At 62.1% G+C, this 17948-nt stretch carries 11 protein-coding genes and 1 pseudogene; 7 read left to right on the top strand and 5 right to left on the bottom strand.

Features of this window, described 5'->3' with window-relative positions; genetic code table 11:
- Positions 1 to 282: 282 nt before the first annotated feature.
- Positions 283 to 1188 carry a LysR substrate-binding domain-containing protein gene (locus R3F00_RS04505; protein ID WP_371280523.1) on the bottom strand — a complete coding sequence of 302 codons (906 nt, stop codon included), beginning with the start codon at positions 1186 to 1188 and terminating at the stop codon, positions 283 to 285.
- Between the two features lie 113 nt (positions 1189 to 1301).
- Between R3F00_RS04505 and R3F00_RS04500 the strand changes: the two genes are divergently transcribed.
- Genes R3F00_RS04500 through R3F00_RS04490 form a run of 3 tightly spaced genes read left to right on the top strand, consistent with a single transcriptional unit; the run spans position 1302 to position 3184 of the window.
- A complete protein-coding gene (locus R3F00_RS04500; protein ID WP_371280522.1) occupies positions 1302 to 1778 on the top strand; it encodes an SgcJ/EcaC family oxidoreductase in 477 nt (158 codons plus the stop codon).
- Between the two features lie 21 nt (positions 1779 to 1799).
- The gene (locus tag R3F00_RS04495) at positions 1800 to 2204 is read left to right on the top strand and encodes a DoxX family protein (RefSeq protein WP_371280521.1); all 405 of its coding nucleotides are present in this window, start codon (positions 1800 to 1802) and stop codon (positions 2202 to 2204) included.
- Entirely contained in the window at positions 2204 to 3184 is a 981-nt protein-coding gene (locus R3F00_RS04490; protein WP_371280520.1) for a zinc-binding alcohol dehydrogenase family protein, read from the top strand. Before R3F00_RS04495 ends, R3F00_RS04490 begins: the two co-directional genes overlap by 1 nt.
- A gap of 212 nt (positions 3185 to 3396) precedes the next feature.
- On the opposite strand, the gene R3F00_RS04485 is transcribed toward R3F00_RS04490, so the two are convergent.
- Together R3F00_RS04485 and R3F00_RS04480 are read right to left on the bottom strand one after the other, a co-directional pair.
- Positions 3397 to 5490, bottom strand: a complete 2094-nt coding sequence (locus tag R3F00_RS04485) for a glycosyltransferase (protein ID WP_371280545.1) — start codon at positions 5488 to 5490, stop codon at positions 3397 to 3399.
- 435 nt (positions 5491 to 5925) lie between these two features.
- A pseudogene (locus tag R3F00_RS04480) lies at positions 5926 to 6297 on the bottom strand (glycosyltransferase); the annotation flags it as partial.
- Positions 6298 to 7911: 1614 nt separating this feature from the next.
- On the opposite strand from R3F00_RS04480, the gene mrcB reads away from it, so the two are divergent.
- The 3 genes from mrcB (at position 7912) to R3F00_RS04465 (ending at position 12896) form a co-directional block, all read left to right on the top strand.
- Complete coding sequence (mrcB, locus tag R3F00_RS04475; protein WP_371280519.1) at positions 7912 to 10173, top strand: penicillin-binding protein 1B; 2262 nt, start codon at positions 7912 to 7914, stop codon at positions 10171 to 10173.
- A 145-nt stretch (positions 10174 to 10318) separates the two neighbouring features.
- On the top strand, positions 10319 to 10861 hold the full coding sequence (locus tag R3F00_RS04470) for a tetratricopeptide repeat protein (RefSeq protein ID WP_371280518.1): 543 nt from the start codon (positions 10319 to 10321) through the stop codon (positions 10859 to 10861).
- Positions 10862 to 10973: 112 nt separating this feature from the next.
- Positions 10974 to 12896, top strand: coding sequence for an ATP-dependent DNA helicase (locus tag R3F00_RS04465; RefSeq protein ID WP_371280517.1), 1923 nt, complete (start codon positions 10974 to 10976; stop codon positions 12894 to 12896).
- On the opposite strand, the gene R3F00_RS04460 is transcribed toward R3F00_RS04465, so the two are convergent.
- The gene (locus R3F00_RS04460) at positions 12862 to 13197 is read right to left on the bottom strand and encodes a hypothetical protein (RefSeq protein ID WP_371280516.1); all 336 of its coding nucleotides are present in this window, start codon (positions 13195 to 13197) and stop codon (positions 12862 to 12864) included. The genes R3F00_RS04465 and R3F00_RS04460 overlap by 35 nt on opposite strands.
- 101 nt (positions 13198 to 13298) lie before the next feature.
- Between R3F00_RS04460 and R3F00_RS04455 the strand changes: the two genes are divergently transcribed.
- Complete coding sequence (locus R3F00_RS04455; RefSeq protein ID WP_371280515.1) at positions 13299 to 16130, top strand: S8 family serine peptidase; 2832 nt, start codon at positions 13299 to 13301, stop codon at positions 16128 to 16130.
- A gap of 344 nt (positions 16131 to 16474) precedes the next feature.
- Here the strand turns inward: R3F00_RS04455 and R3F00_RS04450 are convergent, their stop codons facing one another.
- On the bottom strand, positions 16475 to 17857 hold the full coding sequence (locus R3F00_RS04450) for an L-serine ammonia-lyase (protein WP_371280514.1): 1383 nt from the start codon (positions 17855 to 17857) through the stop codon (positions 16475 to 16477).
- Positions 17858 to 17948: the final 91 nt, after the last annotated feature.

Here is a 17948-nt window from a genome sequence, read left to right as displayed (position 1 = left end):
AGAGCGGGCGGGTCCGAGACGACTGGCACCGACTTGACGCACGTCATTCCGGCGCAGGCTGGAGTCGGCCCAGGCTGTGTGAAAACGCGAATACGTATGATCGCGTGACAGAAAGCGCGCAAAACCGGGCCTCGTACGACGTGTCAAAGCGAATTTTGCTCAGATCAACTGCTCTAACGAGACGTACGTGTGCATGCTCGAAAGATCGGCTGGAGTTTTCACGCAGCCTGGGCCAGAAGCGGACGTCGAAAGTGTATTCCCGGTCCGGGATTCAGTGCCCTATCAGACCGGCAGGTCCGGAAAAATCGACGGCGCCATCTGGGCCGCAAACTCCTTGAACAGTCTAAGCGCCCGCGGAACATGGCGGTTGCTGAGATGGATCATCGAAAGCGATTCTGGCGCAAGATGCCACTCAGGCATGACCTCCACCAGTCGTCCTTCCCTGATCAAATCGGGCCGTACGATGGGCGGCATGTCACTGATCCCACTGCCGGACAGAAGCGCTTCGGCGAGTCCCGCGTAATCGTTCATGGCAAGAAAAGGAAGGTACTTGATCGTTTCCTTGCTTTTGCCGCAACTGAACGACCAGCTTCGCTCATCGCTGGTGTAGGAGAATGCCAACAACCGATGCCGGCCAAGCTCCCTTGGATGTTTCGGAGGAGGGTTTCTTGAGAGGTACTCGGGGCTGGCCACCAACTGCCGTCGGTAAGTGAGTACCGTTCTTGCGACCAGCGAAGAATCCTTTAGGTTACCAACACGAAACGCCAGATCGACCCCTTCCGAAATAGGGTCGACGAAACGATCCGTGACCAGAACGTGAACTCTCACGCCGGGATAGGAGGACTGAAATGCCGTAATGATCGGTGCCAACAAGCTGTCGCCGATGCTGGGCGGGGCTGAAAGGCGCAGCAGGCCACGCACCTCGGACAACTGATTGGAAACAATGCTCTCCACGGCCTCCTCAAGCTCAACGCCTCGTTGCGCTTCGGCCAGAATTTCTTCACCTATGTCGGTCAGCCGGAGGCTTCGCGTCGAACGTTCGAGCAGACGGACGCCGAGCGCGTCTTCGAGATCTGCCACTTTCCGCGAAACGGTAGAGATCGGCATGTTCAGGCGGCGGGCCGCTTCGGAGAAGCTGTTAGCCCCGGCCACCCGCGCGAAGACAAGCAGCGCGTTAAGGTCCATCATTGATTTTCCCATAAATGGAACAATCTTTCCCTAAGTCTCCTACTAATCCTCTGGATAGAAAAGTCCTACCTTTCCTTCAGCGGCGATTCCGCCGCAACCGAAGGAGATGTCCGATGAAAAGTTTCTTGACCTCGGCACTGCTCGTCGCTGGCGCGGCGACCGCCTTGCCGGGCCTCGCCGCCGAAGTACACCCGACCGATCGGGCTGCGATCGAGTCCGTGCTCTCCACTTACGAAACCGCATTGAACAATTCGGACACAGAGACGGTGCTCACGCTCTATGCCGACGATGGCGTGTTCATGCCGCAGCACAGCCTACCCAGCGTGGGCAAGGATGCCGTGCGCATTGCATACGGGATTGTGTTCAAGGCGATATCCCTCGAGATCAACTTCGTCGTCGACGAGATCGTGCAGGTGGCGCCGACGTGGGCATTTGCACGCACGCGCTCTGAAGGGTTCGTCACGTTGCACGCCAGCGGCGAACGCATGCCGGAGGCCAACCAGGAGTTGTTCATGTTCCACAAGTCCCGGGAGGGTGCATGGAAGATCGCTCGATACATCTTTTCCACCACCAACCCACCTCGCCAGTAGTCCTAGCAAGGAAGAATGATCATGCTCGACAAGATCACAAGACTGGCCGATCTGCCTGCGCGAGCAGCCATGTCTGCGATATTCATCCTCTCCGCGCTCGGCAAGGTCAGCGCATTTGACATGACCCAAGGCTACATGGAGGCATTCGGCGTCCCCGGTGTGCTTCTGGTACCGACGATTGCATTCGAATTCGGTGCCGGAATGGCGTTGCTGGTCGGATTTCGAACTCGCTACTGCGCCTTGCTGCTTGCCGGTTTCAGCTTGCTCGCGGCCGCCGTGTTTCATCGGGACTTCAGCGATCAGATTCAGCAGATCATGTTCCTGAAGAACGTAGCGATGGCAGGCGGCTTGCTCCTGCTGGCGAAAACCGGGGCGCCTGGGCAAAGCATCGAGAACCTGATCTCAAGAAGAAGGAGGAGCGCGTGATGAACCGAACCATGAAAGCCGCGGTCATCCGCGAGGCAGGCGGGCCGGACGTGCTCAAGCTGGAGCGCCTCCCGGTTCCGACACCCAAGCGGGGTGAGGTACTGATTCGGGTCAAGGCGTTCGGCCTTAACCGATCGGAGCTCTTCACGCGGCAAGGCCACTCACCCAACGTGCAGTTCCCGCGCGTGCTCGGCATCGAAGCGACTGGACTGGTCGAGGCGGCGCCGGGTGGAGAATTCGAGCCTGGAGACGTCGTGGCCACGGCGATGGGTGGGCTGGGTCGCGCCTTCGATGGCAGCTATGCGGAATACACTCTCGTACCGGTCTCACAGGTAAAGAAGCTGGACACCAGGCTTGCCTGGGAGGTGCTGGGCGCAATCCCGGAGATGTTGCCGACGGCCTGGGGCTCCTTGTTCAAGTCGCTTCGACTCCAGGAAGGCGACACGATCCTGATACGCGGCGGCACCACCTCCGTAGGGCTCGCCGCCGCCGCGCTGGCGAAGCGCCACGGCGCCGTGGTGGCGGCGACCACGCGCGACCCTGCGCGGGAGGAAACGTTGCGAAGAAATGGTGCGGACCAGGTATTCATCGACAATGGGGCGCTCGCCCCGCAGATTCGGGAGGTCTTCCCCTGCGGCGTGAACAAGGTCCTCGAGTTGATCGGGACCAACACCCTGCTTGATTCACTGCAGTCGGCCAGAGCAGGTGGTGTGGTCTGCATGACCGGCATGGTCGGCAACAGCTGGTCGCTTGCAGACTTCAGTCCGATGAGCGCGATACCCACTGCGGTAAATCTGACAACCTATGCAGGCGGGTCAGAGGACTTCATGCGGACACCGTTGCAAGACTTTGTCGAACTGATTGAAGCGGGAGAGTATTCGCCACACATAGGCAAGACATTCTCCCTGGATGAAATCGTCGAGGCGCACCGCTGCATGGAGCGGAACCAGGCGGGTGGCAAAATCGTTGTGCTGGCGTGACCAGCAGTCCGATTGGGTCGGGGCGATGGAGTTGCAGACTGAGGCAGCACCGACCGTCGTAGCGGCGAGTCTCAGACTCGCCCGCGTCTTGCCAGGAATTGCGATCCATGCAGGCTGGGCCCAGTGCAGGCTCCACGATGGATCTTGAAATTCGTCAGAAGAGCGGGCGGGTCCGAGACCCGCCTTTTCGGCCAATCGTTCATGTTGTTGAATCAGAATCCGATGATGCGTCGAATGGCCTTTTCCGCGGCTTCGAACGAAAAGTGTTCGCGCACATTGGCCAGGCCGTTCGCCGAAAGCCTGTTCCAGAGCGCCTCGTTGCCATGCAACTCGACGATTGCCTGGGCGAAAGCGTCCGCCTCCGTGGCGACCAGCACCTCTTCGCCGGGCCGCACATGCATGCCTTCGACGGCCATGGGCGTGGCCACCACGGGCAGGCCGTAGCTCATCGCCATGTTGACCTTGCCCTTGACTCCTGCTCCGTAGCGTAGCGGTGCAATCGAGATTCTCGCCGAATCCATGGCCGGCGCGATATCGTCCACGAAGCCGTGCACGATGAGGTTCTCGCTGGCGAGTGCCTGTATCGCCGGGGTGACCTTGCTGCCGATCACGTTCAGGCGCAGATCCGGAATGCGTTCAAGCACGCGAGGAAAAATCTCCCGGGCGAACCAGAGCACCGCATCGCTGTTGGGGGGATGCTGGAATCCGCCGACGAACAACAAGTCGCGTCGTTCCTGGTAAGGGCGACGACAGCCATAGACTTCATGTACGTTGGAGAGCACATCGACCGCTACGCCTGGCGCGTCGTTGGCGAGGATTTCCTTTTCGACCGGACTGACCACGAGCGTCACGTCGCATGCGCGCATGATGCTGATTTCCTGCGCGCGCGTCCGCTCCGATTCGCGAGCAAGATCGGCGCGGCCCTCAAGCTCGGCGGCACGCTGTTCACGCAGATAGTGCAGATCCACCGTGTCGAATACGAGCCGGGCCTTAGGCGCGTACATGCGCGCAAGGCCGACAAACTCGGCGGCCACGTAATGGCGCGAGAGCAGTATCGCGTCGAACTCGGCACCGCGTTCGCGAAACAGCGCCGCGGGATCATTGTTGAACGGGTGGTAGAGCACTTCCACGCCAAGTGCCTGCAGATCCTGCGTATAGCCCTCGGTCCAGGCACGATTGCTGGCCATGAATACGACATGGCAGCCATTCCGACGCAGCACGCGCATCAGGTTGACCATGCGCAGGGAGCCGGAATCCTGATCGGGCATGGGTGTTACCGCATCGATGATGAGGATGCGACGCGATGCGCGATGGCTGGCAGCGACATGGATGGGCGTACCCGGTTTCGGCTGCATGCGCAGCGCATCGCTCCACTTGTCGAGGAACTTGGCCTGGTTGACGACCTGGTAACGCTTCATGCCACTGCCGGTATCGGTACCGGCGGTGATGCCCTCGAAATGGACCACGCGCGAGCGCGGCTGGTAGTAGACCTTCAACCCCGCCGCGCGCACGGCGAAAGCGAGGTCGGTGTCTTCGTAGTAGGCCGGTGCGTAGCGCGAATCGAATCGGCCGAGGCGTTCAAACAGGACGCGAGGCAACAGGATGGCCGCACCCGAGCAGTAGTCGACCTCACGCAGGAATTCGTACGCGGAATCTTCCGGGTCCTCGAAGCGTCCGTAGTTCCAGCCGGATCCGTCGCTGAAGATGATGCCGCCTGCTTCCTGCAATCGTCCGTCCGGGTAGATCAGTCGCGCACCGACCAGTCCCGCGTCGGGGGCTTCCTCGAAGCAGCGCAGCAGGGCTTCCAGCCAACCCGGCGTGACCAGGGTGTCGTTGTTGAGGAACAGCACGTACTCCCCGCGAGCGATGCCTGCGCCGGCATTGCAGGAGCCGACAAAGCCGAGGTTTTCCGCGTTGCGGAGCACGCGGATGCCGTCGATCTGGCCGAGGCGCTGCTCGGTCGAATCGGTGGAAAGATCATCGACGACTATGACCTCGAAAGGCGTCGGGCCCGCGTGCGCCGCCAGTGAGCGCAGACAAGCCGCCGTGTAGGCGAACTTGTTGTGCACCGGAATGATGATCGAGACTTGTGGCTCGGCATTGCCCGGAACGGAAAATGGCGAAAACTGTTCGCTCGGATCAGGCCAGGTTTCGCGTACCACGTGCCGCGAGGTGCCGCGGACCTCGCGCAGCAGGCGATTCCAGGTACCGCGGATCCCGTGTCTGGCCAGGCTGCCGCGCAGGCGACGAACCTGATTCAGCGCATGATGCGTGCGATAGCCCCAGGCAGCGCGCTGGTCACGCAGGAACTGCAGAGACCGGCGCAGCGGCCAGGTGTAGCGCCAGAAGCGACTCAGGGCGATCGGGCGCAATTGCTCGACCTCCTCGTTCAGGGCCAGAGCCCAGTTCGAGCGCTCCTCGAATTCGACCCGCAACTGGGCGAGCTCGCGGTCCAGGCCGTGTCCCCATGCGCCGCGCCTGGCGGCTTCGGCCAGTGCAGCCTCCAGTTTCGCATCGAGTTGCGCCGCTTGCTTTCGCGCCGCGTCGCGCTCGGTCGAGCGATGCATGAGTTGCAAATCGGTGCTGTCGAGGCTGGCTAGCGGATAGCGCAGCGCCTGGACCGCCGGCAAACTGAACGCCTGGGCATAGGCCTGGGCCATGGCCGAGAGGTTCATCTCGCTTCGCTCGCGCAGGATCTCGCGTACCGATGCAAGCTGCGAGCGCTGGCCGGCGAGGGCGACAATGCGTGAAACGATGGCATCGGCACTGGCATCGACCAGAAAGCCGCTGACGCCGTCCTCAATGCGCTCGACATAGGCACCCATGCGCGTGGCGATCACGGGCAAGCCCAGATCGCGCAGTTCCGAAAGCATGTAGCCGAAGGTCTCGGCCACGGTCGGCATCAGCACGGCTGCATCCGCGTTCAGCCTGGACAGCAGCTCGGGCAATTCATCGCGCTGGTAATCGAGAACGACGTGCACGCCACTCTGTCCGAAGAATGCGTGCGCATCGGAACCCGCACCGAGCAGAAATACATCGGCATGCGCACGCAGGCGCGGCAGCACCTGCTCGAGCAATTGCGCACCCTTGCCGCGACGCACGCGTCCCGGCATGACCAGGCGCAGACGATCGCGCACCGGCGGATCGCCGCAGCGTGGACTGCCATCCGGCCAGGCGGACAGACCGTGGGGAATCACGGCACTGGTCAGCGTGGACAATTCGGGCGCCAGACGCAATTCGTTCGTCAATGCCGACTGGCTTGGTGCGACTAGGGTCGCGTTCGCGGCCAGCATGCGACGCACGAAGGCGTCGCGAATGGACTTCCAGTGTGCCGGATGGGTGTTCCTGAATTCGCGATCGGATCCCAGCGCAGCCAGGTCGGCGGCGCGCTGCTCGTCGTCGAAACGCAGAGTTCTGTCGCTGAAATCGCGATGCAGCACCGGCCACAGGGGATAGTGATCGTGCACGATCCTGAGGGTTGGCAAGCCTGTGCCGAGCGCATCAAGGCTGTGGCCGATCAGCGAGGACACGACAACCGCGTCAATCGAGTAGTCGGCAATCCATTCCTGCAGGAGGCGCCGGTAGGCCGGATCCGAAATCGCCGTGTCGGCAATCGGGCAGGGCAGGGCAACACGTCGCAGCGGCGGTCCAGCCATTGACCCGTCATGCAGTTCCAGCCATTCGCCATGGCAGCGCCGCGCGTGACTGCCACGCGCGACCAGAACCAGATGCTGTGCGGTGTCGAACGCGCTGCAGAAATCGCGCACCCAGCGCTCTGCGCCCCCTCCCCAGCCATGCAGGACGTGCAGGATGACCGGCCGCGCCACCAGCCCCGGGGATCCCGGATGCAGGCCTGCAGACAGAGCCGCGGCGACCCGGCTGCGCAGTTCGGCCAGCGGCGAAGGCGGCAGCGGGTCGCGCGGATCGGCAGCTTCGGCAGGGCCGGACAAGGGCTGGCCGGATGCGCCCACATAGAGATGATCCAGGGTCACTCGACGCCATGCGCTTTTCGCCTCGGCGTTCGCCGCGCCGTCACTGGCAGACAGCCATTCGGCCAGGCGCTCGCCGTGCCAGGCCGAAGCCAGTGCCGATGCGCCACGGCTCTCGATCAGCTGGCGGCGGGAACAGGCGTAGCAGACAGCATCGATGCGCTCGGTTGTCGCTTCGCTGCCGGTGCCTGTCGGCAAGGGCGAGCGCTCTTCGCACAGGTTGTCGAGGGCGCCGGCGGCAAGTACGTCGGCTTGCTCCAGCGCGCGTTGCAGGCGTGCGAGCGCCAGCGCCGGCAGCTCGGCATCACTTCTAACCAGGAGCAGGCCGGATCCCGGGAATCGGCTGCCGAACCGCGTGGCCAGCGCTTCCGCGTCTTCTTCAGTCCACTCGGGAAAGCGCTGCGCATCAGGATACCCCGACACCGACGCACAGCTGCCGCAGAGGACCAGCCCGGTCGATTCCGCCTGCGCCAGCACGGCAGCCAGCCATGCGTCACCGCAGGTTTTGCTTCCGTGCACACACAGGAATATGTCCGGCGACTGATTCTGCACGACGTTCCAGAACGGGAGTGGAGGCGGATTATCGGTGATGCCCAAGCGCGCCGCCACTGACCGGTCGCGGCTTTCGAATCACCAGTGGCGTGGCAACGGTCTCATCGTACGGGACTATTCCAGCTAAACTCGGGCCCATTCCGTGCGGACGTGCATCTGCCCTTGTTTCGAAAACTGTTGAACTTCATGGCCCTCCTGTGGCGAATTTTCCGGGCGCCGATCCTGCTCGGTATCGGCGCGATTGCGGGGTTTCTGGTTCCCTACGCGATTGTGCTTGACCAGCAGGTTCGCGATCGATTCGATGATCTGAGCTGGCAGATTCCGAGCCGGGTGCTGGCGCGGCCGCTGGATCTGGCCCCGGGCCGGCCGATGAATACCGAAACCCTGTTGCTGGAACTGGAAGCTTCGCGCTACCAGGCCGATGCCGGTGCGCGCGCACCGGGTACGTATGCGCGCAATGGCGATGGATTTGTCATCGCCCGGCGAGCCTTCGCCGGCCTCGATGGACGCCACCCCGCACAGCGCATCAGCCTTGAACTGGGGGGCGGCCGCGTCCTGCGCCTGCGCGACAGCGATTCCGGACAGACCCTGCAGCACGCGGAGCTTGACCCGGCACGCATTGCCACCCTGTATGGCCTGCAGCAGGAAGAGCGACGCATCGTCCAGCTCGAGCAATTGCCGCCGTTGCTGGTGATGGGTTTGCAGGCAGTTGAGGATCGCGACTTCAAGCATCACCACGGCATCGATCTAGTCGCCATCCTGCGAGCGACCTGGGCCAACATCACGGCCGGTCGTGTCGTGCAGGGCGGATCAACCCTGACCCAGCAGCTGGTCAAGAACCTGTTTCTCGATCGCGGCCAGAGATTCGCGCGCAAGATCAATGAGGCGCTGATTGCGCTGCTTATCGAGTACCGCTACGACAAGCGCCGCATTCTTGAGGCCTACGTCAACGAGATCTTTCTCGGTCAGCAAGGCGGTCAGGCCGTGCACGGATTCGCGGCCGCATCGGAATTCTATTTCGGGCGCGACGTCGGATCGCTCGGAAGCGCGGATATCGCCCTGCTCGTGGGCATGGTTCAGGGTCCGAGCTTGTATGATCCGCGTCGTTCGCCACAGCGGGCGCTGGAGCGGCGCAATCTTGTCCTGCAGCAATTTCATGAAACGGGCCTGATCGATGCCAAGACACTTTCCGGCGCCCAGGCGAGCAAGCTCGGAGTCAGCGCCCGCGGTGCCCTGCCGCGCAATCGATATCCCGCGTTTCTGGAGCTCGTGCGGCAGCAGCTTCGTCGTGATTTCGAGGACAGGGAGCTCGATGCCGCCGGTCTGAGCATCCACACCACGCTGGCTCCGTCCGCGCAATTGCAGGCCGAACAGGCGCTTTCAACGGCGCTGGCCGAACTTGGAAAGCGCGACGCCGGGGTCGAATCCGCAGTCGTCCTCACTGGCGTGCCGAGCGGTGAAGTCCAGGCCCTGATCGGCGGCCGCAAGGCCGATGCACAGGGATTCAATCGTGCCCTCGATGCGCGCAGGCCGATCGGTTCGCTGATCAAGCCGTTCGTCTATCTGGTCGCGCTGGCCCAGCCACAACGCTACTCGCTGGCTTCGCATATTGATGATGCACCAGTCGATTTGCCGCAGCGCGATGGCACGCGCTGGGTGCCGAAAAACGACGATGGCGACGTGCACGGCGAAGTTCTGCTGATCGATGCACTGAAGAACAGCTGGAATCTGGCCACGGTGCAACTTGGCCTGCGTCTGGGTGTGGACAAGGTACGCGGTCTGCTCGAATCATTCGGGCTGGGCCGTGACATCAATCCCAATCCTTCCCTGTTGCTTGGCGCCGTGGAGTTGAGTCCGTTCGATGTTGCCCAGCTCTACCAGTACTTTGCGGCCGACGGACATGCCGTCCCATTGCGCGCCGTTCGCGGCGTGATCGACGGCAAGGGCCGCACGCTGTCACGATACGGAGTGGAGCCGGGAACGGGAGACTACGTGGCGGCTTCGCGACTGGTTACCTGGGCCATGCAACAGGTCGTCGAATCAGGCACGGCCCGTTCGATCGTTGCAGCCGGACTCGGCAATCTGCATGCGGCCGGCAAGACCGGCACCAGCGACACCCAGCGCGATTCCTGGTTTGCCGGATTCACCGGCAACCAGCTTGGCGTGGTCTGGGTCGGGCGCGACGACAACAAGCCAACTGCGCTGTATGGATCCACCGGTGCGCTCAAGGTCTGGATAGACCTGTTCAAGCGACTGCCGGCGGAACCGTTGCTGCCATCGGAAGACGGCATCGAATTCGTATGGATCGACCAGGAAAGCGGAGAACGCAGCGATGCCGTCTGCTCGGGAGCCCGCGAGCTGCCCTTTGCAAGCGGCTATGCGCCCACCGAGCGTCATGGCTGCGCACTTGACCGCATTCGTGAATGGCTCGGTCGCGGCGACGACTGATCCGGTCTTTTTCACGGGGTCGCGGACCCTCGTTCCGCGTCTAGCACTTGTCATCATCAGCGTCGGGATCGCCCTCGACCCCTCATGATTCGTCCGGATTGACGCTATGCTTGGCGGATTCCCGGATACCAGCACGCGTAGATCCATGACATTCGCTTCCCGCAACATCCGCGCCATCGCGATTTCCTGCTTCGTTCTTGCTTCGGTCGCTTGCTCCTCTCCGAGCGAGCCGGAAACGGCGGTTCTGGTCCGGCCAGAGGCCGAACCCGCCAGCGTCAGCGCAGTCAAGGCGATTCGGGCAGTCGGCGCCGATGAAGAATCCGTCCTGCAGATCAATCCCCTGCGCGATCCTGCCGTGGAAGGTTTTCTTGCCGAGGCTGCCAGGGCCGAGGAGACCGGGCAATTCGACGTCGCGTTCGTTGCAATCAGCAAGGCCAGGAATCTTGCTCCGGATGCGCCTGACCTGCTGCAGTACGAAGCCGAAATCGAATTCCTGCGTGGCAATACGATCGAGGCTGAAAAGCGGGCCTACGAAAGTTTCAAGAATGGCCCGCAAATCGGTCGCCTGTGTCAGCAGAACTGGCAGACCATCCTCGAGGCGCGCAAGGTGTTCAATGACAACGACTATCTGCCCTATGCCGAAAGCAAACGGGATGCCTGCAGGGCAAAGCGCCCGGTGCGTCTTTGAAGGGCCCAATGTCGCAGGGGTGCGCCACTTGATTTCGCCCGATCCGACCGCCGGCAACCGGTGCTTGCCGGGCGGACAAGGCACGTGATGCCGGCTTGGAAATACGCCGCGCATGTCTGATGCGGTGGCCGAACTGCTTGGCGAGGAAGGACCGTTCGCGCGCGAAGTCCCGGGTTTCGTGCCGCGCGAAGTCCAGCAGACCATGGCCGAAGCCGTTGCAGAGGCCATCGACCAGCGTCACGCACTGATCGCCGAAGCCGGCACCGGCACCGGCAAGACCTTTGCCTACCTTGTGCCGGCCTTGCTGTCAGGCAAGCGCATTATCATCTCGACCGGCACCAAGGCCCTGCAGGATCAGCTGTTCCATCGCGACTTGCCGCGCGTGCGCAGCGTGCTCGGCGCGCGCCTGTCGACCGCCTTGCTCAAGGGCCGGGCCAACTACCTTTGCCTGCATCGGCTGGATCAGGCGCGCAGCGATGGCCGCTTCGCCACGCGCGAACAGGTGGCCCAGCTGCACACGATCCATGCCTGGTCTTCCACAACCCAGAGCGGCGATCGCGCCGAGCTGGCCGAGCTGCCGGAAGACTCGCCACTGTGGCCCCGCGTCACCTCAACCACCGAGAACTGCCTCGGCAGCGAGTGCCCGATGTTCTCCGACTGCTTCGTGGTCAAGGCGCGCCGCGCCGCGCAGGAAGCGGATCTGGTGGTCGTCAACCATCACCTGTTGTTCGCCGACCTGGCCATCAAGCAGGAAGGGTTTGGCGAGATTCTGCCGGGCGCGCAGGCCTTCATTCTCGACGAAGCCCACCAGATTCCCGAGCTGGCCGGGCAATTTTTTTCGATCACCCTGACAGCCCGGCAACTGACCGAACTGGCCAGCGACACGCTGGCGGAAGCTGCGGCCGTGAGCGGAGCTCTGGGCACCCTGCAAGCGGCTGTTGAAGCCATTGCTCCGGGCGTGCGTCGCCTGCGCCTTGCGCTCGACCGCTTTCCGACCAAGGCGGCATTTGTCGTCGTTGAAACGGATCCGGAAGTCGAGCGCGAACTCGAGGCCATGCGCGTCGCCCTGGACGAACTGGCCACGGCGCTGGCCGCGCATGCGGAACGCAGTCGCGGACTCGATGCCGTGCACGAGCGCGCCGTCCAGATGTGCGCGCGCCTGGTCCATCTGTGCGACAGCGGCAGTCGCGACTCCGTGCACTGGTATGAATTGACCGCACAGGGGTTTGCCCTGCATGCCACGCCGCTGGACCTTTCCCAGCCGCTGCGCGAGTTGCGCGAACAGAGTCATGCCGCGTGGATCTTCACTTCGGCAACACTGTCCATTGCAGGACGTTTTGATCACTTCGCGCGCCAATTGGGCCTCGAAGATCCAGCCAGCTTGTGCCTGGACAGTCCGTTCGACTATGCGACCCAGGCGCTTGCCTACTTGCCGCCCGGTCTTCCCGAACCGAGCGCACGTGACTACACCGAGCGCGTCGTCGAGGCCGTGATGCCGGTGCTCGAGGCCTCGGATGGCCGCGCATTCCTGTTGTTCACCTCACATCGCGCCCTGCGTCGCGCTGCCGAGTTGCTTGATGGGCGGGTACCCTGGCCGCTGTTCGTTCAGGGGACCGTGCCCCGGCATCAATTGCTCAGCGGGTTTCGCGAATCGGGCAATGGGATCCTGCTCGGTGCCGCCAGTTTCTGGGAAGGTGTCGACGTGGCCGGTGAGGCGCTCAGTGTGGTGGTCATCGACAAGCTGCCATTTGCCGCGCCGGATGACCCGGTCCTGGTCGCACGCCTCGAGGTTCTGCGCGAATCGGGTCTCAACCCGTTCATGGAGTGGCAGATCCCGAATGCCGTGATTGCCCTCAAGCAGGGAGCCGGGCGGCTGATCCGCGACATCAGCGATCGCGGTGTGCTGGTCCTGTGCGATCCCCGCCTTTCCACGAAGGCCTATGGGAGGACTTTTCTTGCCAGTCTTCCGACCTTTCCACGCACGAGTGACCTGCCGACTGTCAAAGCGTTCTTCGCAAAAGAGCCATCAGACTGATACAGCGCGGCGTGGAGATTGACCGGTTGTCGCATTGATTCATCTCGATGTTCAGATCTGTGCCCCTTCTGACGCGATGGAGTGCCTGTTCGGTCCAGGGAAGGATCGAAGCTTCATCCTGCAGTATTGACGCACCGACGGAGTCTGAATACGCCTTGATCCGGAGCATCTGGCTGTCCTTTTCATTCAGCTTTCCTGCACGGGTTGCGTTCATCAAATCGCACCCACGGAGCTCGCCAGGAATGCTGCGATGCAGCAGCCAAGAATCGCGTTGATCAACACACTTGGCGATGCTATACATCAGGTGTTCAGGTGCGCATCCATCCCCATTGAATTCCCATCTGAGTTGGCTGGCCCGTCGATTGCCGGGTTTTCATTTTGTTTGAAAGTTCAGGAGTCAAAATGCGTAATACAGTTCGTGTGAAAACCCTAGCTGTGTTGATCACGGCCAGTCTGGGTGGCGTTTGCGCACCTGTCGCGTGGAGCCAGGCAACCGTAGCCGACGAACAGGGTTCGGTGACCACGCTCAACGAGACGGCAACGTACATGATCCGTTTCGCCGACCCCGGCGCGCTCGCCTACCGTGGCGGCATCGGCAGCCTGCAGGGCACGGCAGCCCCTGAAGGCGAGCGCTTCAACGCCAAGAGTCCCGAGGCTCTTGCCTATCGCCAGTTCCTCGAACAGGAACAGGCTGCGTTCATCGCCAGCATGAAGGCTGCGCTGGGCCGTGATGTCAGCGTCCCGCATACCTATCAGATCACGCACAGCGGACTCGCTGCGAAATTGACGCCGGCGGAAGCTGCGAGAGTCGCAAGCATGCCTGGCGTAGTCTCGATCAAGCGCGACAAGATGTATCAACTGGATACATTCCGCGGCCCATCATTCATCGGCGCTACCGATGTCTGGAACGGTGCCGTTCCGACTCCCGGAACAGCTGCATCGTTCGGCAAGGGTGTCGTCATCGGTGTCGTCGACTCCGGCGTCAATGCAACCCATCCTTCCTTCGCCAATGATCCGCGCTGCGGATTCGGCGCGGGTGATGTGAAGTTGCGCAGCTTCGTCGACTGTTCCTCCAGTACCGCCGGCGTCTGCAACGGCGCGAATCCGCTGGATACCAACGGTCACGGGTCGCATACGGCCAGCACTTCCGGCGGCAACATGCTCGACAACACCGTGAGCCCTCCGCCAGCCATTCCTCCCGGCTACACGAACATCAGCGGCGTTGCCCCTTGCGCCACCATTCGCACCTACAAGGTCTGCCCCGGCAGCACCTGTCCTGGGGCCGATATCACGGCAGGCCTGTCCAACGTTCTCATCGATGGTGACATCGATGTTGTCAACTATTCCATTTCGGGCGGCGAAGTACCCTGGGATCCGAGCGAGAGTGATCGAGCCTTCCTTGATTTCGTCGACAACGATATTTTCGTAGCGGCGTCGGCCGGCAATACGCGCGCTGAAACGCCCGATCCGGTTGGCGAAGTCAACCATCTCGGCCCCTGGGTCATGACCGTGGCGTCCTCGACACACGACCAGAATCCGGTTGGCGGCACCTTGTCAGCGGCGGGTCCCGGAACACCGCCAGCAAACACACAGAATCTGGTCCTCAGCGTCGCTGGCATCAATGTGGGTACCGGGGGTGTGATTCCCATCCGCGTCAACGCGGCGAACGATATCGGCTGCACGGCATCAGGTGGTTTCCCGCCCGGCTTCTTTGACAATGCGGCGGCGCTGATCATGCGCGGCACCTGCTCGTTCGAGGAGAAGCTCAATAACGCCCAGGCAGCTGGCGCACTGGTCGGTTTCGTCTACAACAACGCTGCCGGTACGCTGAACATGGCGATTGGCGGAGCGACCCTGCCGGCCTATGGCATGTTGCAGGTTGATGGCCAGGCGCTGCGCGCCTTCATCGACAGCAATGGCGCGACACCGACAACGGTCGACTTCACGCCGGCTACCAAGATTGGGGATCTGCTTTCGGACTTCAGCTTGCGTGGCCCGACATCGGGTGACGTGGTCGACCTGACCAAGCCCGATATCACCGCACCGGGCGACAATATTTATGCTGCCTACATCGCGCCGAACAACTATGCGTTCCTGGGTGGTACCTCAATGTCCAGTCCGCATACGGCCGGTTCTGGTGCACTGATTCGTGCCATGAATCCAACCTGGTCGCCCATGGCCATCAAGTCTGCCCTGCAGATGACGGCCAAACGTACCGGTGTCCAGGAAGACGGCACGACGCCGTGGAATGCGGACCAGATAGGCAACGGCCGCGTGCAAGTGGGTAAAGCGGTCATGGCGGGTCTGGTCCTGGAAGAGTCGGTGGCCAACTTCCTTGCCGCCAATCCGAACGGAGGCAGCATCGACATCAAGACGCTCAACATTCCGTCGATGCGAAACACGAACTGCACCCCGAACTGCACGTTCACGCGCACGGTAACCAGCAAGCTGGCCACTTCATCCACGTGGAATGCAAGCTTCGAGTCCGCAGATGGGGTCAGTGCAACGGTGTCGCCATCCAGCTTCACCATCGCTGCAGGCGCCACTCAGGCCTTGACCATCACGGTGACGCCGGACGAGTATGGCCCGAACAACCAGCTGCCGAACCATCCGAGTTTCGGTGATGTCGTGCTGGTCGAAACCGGTGCCCTGTCTCCCGACGAGCACATGACGGTTGCAATCCGTGCAGTGCGTGACGGTATCTTCAAGGATGGATACGACGGTGATGTCCCGCCGCCGAATCCGAACCTGGTGACGTTTGTTCTCAATGCGCCGGTATTCAACAACATCAACGGTACCTGTCTGAAGTTCCTGACCGGCGTCATACGGGACAATCTGGCGAGCTGCACCGGCGATGATTTCAATGCCTACACTGCTTCGGGAACTCCTGATCGCCTGCTTTCGTTCTTTTGGTCCTATACAGGTGCGACGGCCAATCGTGGTGGCATGAGCACGGGCACGGCGTACACCGTGGCAGCTCCAGGTGCCGTTATCGGTCCGGCGGCGACATTCATTGATAGTGCTGGTGGAACTCCGACCTCGGCGTGGCGAGTTGCGGGAGGGGTGGACGGCTATCTTGGATTCCGCTTCCTGAATACCGATACTGCGACTATCAACTACGGCTACTTGCGCATAAACAACGTGGGCGCGGTAGGGGTGTCGGGTATGCCCGCGACTCTCGTCAGCTACACGTTTGACAATTCCGGCGCGGCGATCACAATTCCGACGCCGTAAGCCTGCTGGAGTCTGTCGGCTGAAAGGCCGGAACCAGAAACTATCGAGGCGGGGGAAACCCCGCCTCTTTTTTTGCATCGGACAAGCAAGTGCTCAAAGGGATGGCAGGGATTGCGTTGATCGCTCCATCACGCAACGGCGTCCGCATGATGCGCTGAGATATTGCAGGAACCGGCTTTTGCCGTGATGCTCTTGTTCGAAATGCTTCTGAAGACATCGCAGCTGAAGCTGGCTTCTACATAGGAGCAAGGGCACCGCAGCTGCAGCTGGCTCCTAAGAATACGGCGAAGCTTTCGCGGCTGAAGCCGGCTCTTGCGGGATACTCGATGCAGGTTGCGGAGGCCTCAACACTCAATGACATTTACCGCCAGGCCGCCACGCGAGGTTTCCTTGTACTTGTCGCGCATGTCGCGACCGGTATCGCGCATGGTCTTGATGACCTTGTCGAGTGAGACACGGTGCTTGCCATCGCCGCGCATGGCCATGCGCTGGGCGTTGATGGCCTTGACCGAACCCATGGCATTGCGCTCGATGCACGGAATCTGCACGAGGCCACCGATCGGATCGCAGGTCAGGCCGAGGTTGTGTTCCATGCCGATCTCGGCGGCATTCTCGACCTGGTAGATGCTGCCGCCGAGTGCGGCGGTCAGGCCACCGGCTGCCATCGAACAGGCCACGCCGACTTCACCCTGGCAGCCGACTTCGGCACCGGAGATCGAGGCGTTTTCCTTGTACAGAATGCCGATCGCGCCGGCCGTGAGCAGGAAATCGATGATTCCCTGTTCGTCCGCTTTCGGGCAGAAGTGCATGTAGTAGTGCATCACGGCCGGCATGATGCCGGCAGCGCCATTGGTCGGTGCGGTAACGACGCGACCGCCGGCGGCATTTTCCTCATTCACGGCCAATGCATACAGATTGACCCAATCGAGGATGGTCAGCGGATCGCGCAAGGCCTGTTCCGGGCGCTCGCGAAGTTCGGCCACCATGGCTGGTGCACGTCGCGCGACCTTGAGCCCGCCCGGCAGCACGCCGGTCTGGCGCATGCCGCGCGCCACGCAATCCTGCATGGCCTGCCACAGGTTCAGCAGGCCCTCGCGAATCTCGGATTCCGGCCGCCAGACCTGCTCGTTGCCGAGAATCACCTGAGCGATGCTCAATCCGGATTTCTCGCATTGCGCCAGCAACTCGTCACCACTGTTGAACGGATAGGGCACAGCAGTCGTGTCGGCAACAATGCGATCGTCCGCCGCTTCGTCGTGGTTGACCACGAAGCCGCCGCCGACCGAATAGTAGTCGCGTGAAGCGAGTTCATTGCCCTCGGCATCAAGTGCGGCAAAACGCATGCCGTTGCTGTGATAGGGCAATTTCTGGCGCTTGTTGAACACCAGGTCGGTCTTTTCGTCGAAATCGATCTCGTGCTTGCCGAGCAGGAGGATTCGCTTCGTGCTGCGGATGCGCGACAACTTCTCCTCGATGATGTCGGGATCGATCCTGTCGGGCCATTCCCCTTCCAGCCCGCACAGCACGGCCTTGTCGGTACCGTGGCCGCGACCGGTCAGCGCCAGCGAACCGAACAGCTCGACCCGGATGCGAGTCGTCTTTTCAAGGACGTCGCGCTCGTCGAGCCAGCGCGTAACGAAGCGCGCAGCGGCGCGCATCGGCCCCACCGTATGTGATGACGATGGGCCGATGCCGATCTTGAAGAGGTCGAATACGCTGACAGCCATGGCGTGTGTTCTGGACGCGTGGGCCCATGATTCTACGCTGGACCGAGACCCAGTGCTTTCCGGGCTGACCCCGAATTGAGGAATATCCCGG

The sequence above is a fragment of the Dokdonella sp. genome, assembly GCF_041395345.1.
Taxonomy (GTDB): domain Bacteria; phylum Pseudomonadota; class Gammaproteobacteria; order Xanthomonadales; family Rhodanobacteraceae; genus Dokdonella.
Note: the sequence above shows the minus strand (reverse complement) of the source record. Positions and strands in the feature narration are given on the sequence as shown.